Annotated in this window: 2 protein-coding genes; both read left to right on the top strand. The window is 44.5% G+C overall.

Translation table 11 applies throughout. The features are described 5' to 3' along the window. Window positions 1-25: 25 nt before the first annotated feature. Window positions 26-4,354, top strand: coding sequence for an S-layer homology domain-containing protein (locus ACRRU2_RS28410; protein ID WP_432506811.1), 4,329 nt, complete (start codon window positions 26-28; stop codon window positions 4,352-4,354). A gap of 214 nt (window positions 4,355-4,568) precedes the next feature. Continuing rightward, the coding region (locus tag ACRRU2_RS28405; protein WP_432506809.1) for an extracellular solute-binding protein at window positions 4,569-5,087 on the top strand (519 nt) is incomplete at its 3' end.

Here is a 5,087-nt window from a genome sequence, read left to right as displayed (position 1 = left end):
GTAATTTTAAATTGTGGAGGCCAACATGTCTATTAAAAGAAGTATAGCTGTAATAACGATGTTATGCCTTGTATTTACTACTTTGCTAAGTACATTAACAGCCGGGAAAGCTCAGGCGGAAGCAGCGGGTTCATCTAATCTAGTTTTGAATCCGAGCTTTGAAGATGGAGAGGCTCATTGGAGTTTTGAACCGGAACAATCCGCTGGCATTGCTACTAATAATCCGCGTACTGGCAGCACGAATGCTTGGATTAATCCAGGTACCACTCATACTATTTCGCAAAAGGTGACGATACCCGAGACGGGCGTATATAAACTTTCCGCCTATGCGTCCAATTGGGCTGCAGGCGGCTCCATGACAATTAAGGACAAATCATTTCCGTTTAGCGCATACAGCAATACGTATACTTTAGTGGAGCTGCCTGACCTCGCTTTTAAAAAAGGGGAAGAGGTTGAGATCGTTTTTAAGAGCGGGCCTGACGGTTGGCTGAATGTTGAAGATGTTGAACTTGTGAGCACATCCCTCAATCAGCTGTCTGAAGTGCTGCTTGATAACCTGGCCGCGGCTGACTATGATCTGTTTAAAACTTCCAACCTAATTGTATTGCCTAAAGGCACTTCGGTGGCCCCGCAACTATCGGCTATTTTGGCAGATTGGGCTAAGGACAAGGGAGCAGAAATGACTTATGAGCAGGCAGCAACACTTCCTGGGGAAGCGAAAATTCATGTCACTTTCGATGGCATGACGACTACTCACACGGTTGCTTTCATAGCTAAGAGTGACAACCCTCTAGCTTCAATAGCATTATCTGCAAGTGAAGATGTGCTGCCTTTGGATGGCGAGACGCAGCTTATAGTAACAGGCACGCTGGAAGATGGCAACACCATTGATTTATTGACTGATGCATTGTCTACGGTGAAATTTGAAGCGCCAAGCAAGCTTTTCGTGATCGGGGAGAACGGAAAGGCCAGGGCTGGCACTTATGATATTGGAGATATTGAGGTTAATGTTACAGTATCTCGCGAAGGCGAAACTTTTATAGACAAGATGAAATTTACGATCAAGCCTGAGCCGGCAAGACCATATATTAGGGATTATACACAAACCTTAACGATGAAGCTGTTTTTGGGTAAAAACGGACAGGTTGACCTCAATTTAGAAGAGGCACTCGATGCGATTAAAAAAATGGATAACATGACACGTAATATTCCGAAAATCGTATATTTGGTTGGATGGCAGCATGATGGCCACGATTCTAAATATCCGGATTGGAATTTAGTCAATCCAAAGCTTAAACGAGAACAGGACGCGACGGCGCTCGACAGTCTTAAATGGTTAATGGATGAAGCTGTAAAATACAACACAACAGTGAGCCTCCATATTAATATGACAGACGCCTATGAGAACAGCCCGCAATGGGATGAATTCATAGAGAAGGATTTAATCCGCAAGGATGAGCATGGCGAGTTGATTAAAGGCGGGCTATGGGTGAGCGGTCAAAGCTACCGCATTAACCTAACGCGTGCATGGGAATCGGGCGTGTTGAAAAGAAATATCGATGATTTGTTGGAGATGCTTCCTCAACTAAAGCGTGGAGGTACTATTCATATCGATGCATTCGTAACTAACTATATTCCTAGTGAGCCGAATCCTGATGACTATTCTTCCCCATATCATCAAACAACCTTCCGTCAAGACACGGAAACACAGAAAAAAATTATTCGCTATTGGCGTGACCAAGGGATAGATTTTACTAGCGAATATTTCCAGCTTTATCGCGAAGATCCGCTTTATGGCATACAGCCGATGGCGTGGTGGGCAGACTGGCGCTCGCTTGAAAGCCAGATGGAATTGCCTGCGCAGGTTGCGGTCGGGGGTAGAGGAGGCCATGATCTATTAGGCGTCAGTATGCATGGTGAAGATATTGTGATGAAGGATAAAACGCATTTGACCGGCTTTTTGCAGGAGTTCAGTCAAACGACGCTGCCATGGCAATATTTGAATCAATTTGACCGGCTTTCTTATGACAGTGCTACCAATACCATTGCGTTCTCAGGTGGAGTGACTAGTTCTAAAGTAAATGACAAGTCCATAATTAAGCAAGGCGAAGTGTTATTAGTTGATGGCACAGACGTATTTGTTCCAGCATTGTGGAAGAAGGAAACGCGTGAAATTATCGCATTCAGCGAATCTGGGTACACAGAAAGAAGCTGGAAGCTGCCGTTGGAATGGTCGGATGTTGAGCGCGTGCATATATTTGAAATCGGAATGGGGCTGCCACGTCTTATCCAACAGGACGCGGCTATCGTGGATGGAGAAATTCGTCTATCTTTGCTGCCAGGGCAGGCGTTCTATTTGACACCGGCAGATGCACCAGTAGTCCTCGATCCGCTGCAAGAGCTTGCAGCCAGTATAACTTCTGTACCGACGATTGAAAGAGATGTTCAGAAACTTAAATGGCCAACGGTTCCAGAAGGGTATAAAGTAGAGATGGCAAAGTCGGATCAGCTGAATGTCATTGATTTAAATGGAAGAATAGCTCCTCCAATGGCAGATACAACAGTAATGATTGTGCTCCAGGTTAAACGTCTTTCAGACGGAGCGATCGCTTATACTGCGCCAATTGCCGTTACTGTGCCAGAAGGAAGCGTTAAAAATATAGAACAGGTGTATAGCCCGAAAGATGCTGTCCTGTCTGGCCAAGCGCGACTTAAGGAAGATACATTTTATATGACAGGCTATGCTCTTGGATATGTAGGCGGCGAGCAAGGAAACGACAATATTGCCGCTTTTACAAATATAATGCTGCCGGGTGACAGCTTATATGAGCTTACGTTAGAATACGCAACTGCTCAGCCAAGAACCGTATTTGTTCGGGCAAATGACGGAGAAGGCATAGCCGTATCGTTAACAGGCTCCAGTTGGCAGGATGTCCAGAGAAAGAAGATTAGAGTGCCGATGAAGGAAGGCATGAATCGAGTCGAACTGTATAATCCAGATGGCTATGCACCGGATATGGGCGCTATCGTTGTACAATCCATCAGTCCTTATACGATTGCAGACGAAGTGGACGCGATTCAAGCTCCTGCCAAACAAGACAAGGTGCTAACGCTTCCTGATATGCCATTTGGTTTTACGATTGCTGTGAAGTACTCCGATCATGAAGATATCATTCAGCCGGACGGAGCAATTATTGCTCCTAAAGAGGATACAATGGTGAAAGTAGTGCTTGAGGTAACACGCCAATATGATAACAGTAAAGCGGAAACTGTTGAATTTGAAGTGCTTGTGCCAGGCATTGCCCAAATAGAAAAAATAGCTGCTGTAAACGTAGAAACGACGAAAGGAACAGCACCGGTTCTGCCGTCAAGCGTTGTTGTCACTTATTCGGATGGAAGTACTGCGAATGCCGCTGTAGTATGGGAGGCGATCCAGCCTAGCGACTATGAAGCAGAAGGGGCTTTTACAGTAAGCGGAACAGTTGAAGGGACAGCTATAAAAGCAATAGCCAATGTGACAGTCAAACCGAAAAGCGGAGGAGGGTGGACTGGTCCTATAGTGACGCCAGTGGATCCAGAACCTAAGCCAGAACCAGAACCAGAAGCGAAAGAGGGAATTATTGAGCTTTTATTCAAACCTACGGCTGAACAGCTTGAAGTGCCAGGATCCGTTTCCGTTGTAAAAGTAGGTAAAGATGGAACGAGAACAGCCGTTGTTTTTAGCCATTATGATGCCAAGACTGGAATTGTAAAGGTGAAAGGTTCAGCTGAATACGAATATGAAGTTGTATATTCAGAGAAGAAATTTAAAGATATATTAAAATATGAATGGGCTGAGGAAGCAATTGAGGCTCTTGCGGCTCGAGGCGTGCTGCATGGAATAGGCTCTGAACAATTTGCCCCTCAGAAAGGCTTGAAGCGTGCTGACCTCGTTATGATGCTAGTGCGTATGTTCCAATTGACAGCAGAGGCGGATTCCAATTTCGCTGATGTCAGCGAATCGGCATATTACTATAACGAAGTAGCTATAGCCAAGCGATTAGGGATTATTCAAGGAGTTTCGTCTGTCGAATTCAGACCTGAGGCAGAAGTTACGCGTGAGGAGCTCTTTGTAATTCTGGATCGTGTGCTGCGTCTTACAAAGCTTAATGATGAAGCAGCGAAGCAGGCCCTGCTAGATTCATTCAAAGATAGCGGGCAAGTGGCAGGCTATGCGAAAACTAGTATAGCAACGCTAGTTCATTTAAATTTGGTTACTGGAAATAATAATCAACTGCTGCCAAAGAAAACAGCATCACGTGCTGAGACTGCTGTTATGCTGTATCGTATAATTGCAATGGCATTAACAGAATAAGCGAAATAAAAAATAGATTTCCCAGATGTTCAGTTTGAACATGACGGGAAGTCTATTTTTTTGAAAATAGGTTTGCTTAATGAAAGCAGAAATGCAAGAGGTCAATAATATCCACAGTTTTATGTCAGTAATCGATATTCAATACCGATTTGAAAGGGATTACAATTTATTTGTAGGAATGAGATCAGATCAATGACTAACGGGAGGTTCAGAAATGAAAAAAATGGGATCAAGAGGATGGATCATCAGTCTGCTTATGCTTTGCCTGGTTGTTGTTCTGGCGGCGTGCGGATCAAAAACAGGCAATAATCCAAGCAATAGCCCAAGCAATAATCCAAGCTCAAGCAATACCGAAACGCCTGCGGCGACAAATAACGGTGAAGAAAAGAAAAATGTAACGCTGACCTTTGTTGCCTCGCAAAACTGGGTGAATAAAGGATCGAAGGTAGACTCGGAATTAATTGAGGCCTTTACAAAAGAAACGGGCATTAAAGTCGATTTGCAGGTGGTGCCTGATGATCAGTACGCCAACGTTTTGAAAACCAAAATGACTTCCGGCGAAGTGCCGGATATATTCATGGTCGGTGCAGGCTCAGGAGCACATAAATATTTGCCGGAAAAATACTTTGCCGATTTGTCCAATGAAGAATGGGTATCGCGCTATGCGCCTTACGCCAAGGCAGGTACGACGATCAACGATAAAATTAGCGGCTTCATGACGTGGAACGTAGAT

Origin of the sequence: Paenibacillus sp. GXUN7292, assembly GCF_050864975.1 — a bacterium.
GTDB lineage: Bacteria > Bacillota > Bacilli > Paenibacillales > Paenibacillaceae > Pristimantibacillus.
This window is presented reverse-complemented; position numbering and strand designations above follow the sequence as displayed.

Coding starts and splice junctions, on each gene's coding strand:
- ACRRU2_RS28410 (WP_432506811.1), top strand. CDS start 26: ATGTCTATTAAAAGAAGTATAGCTGTAATAACGATGTTATGCCTTGTA.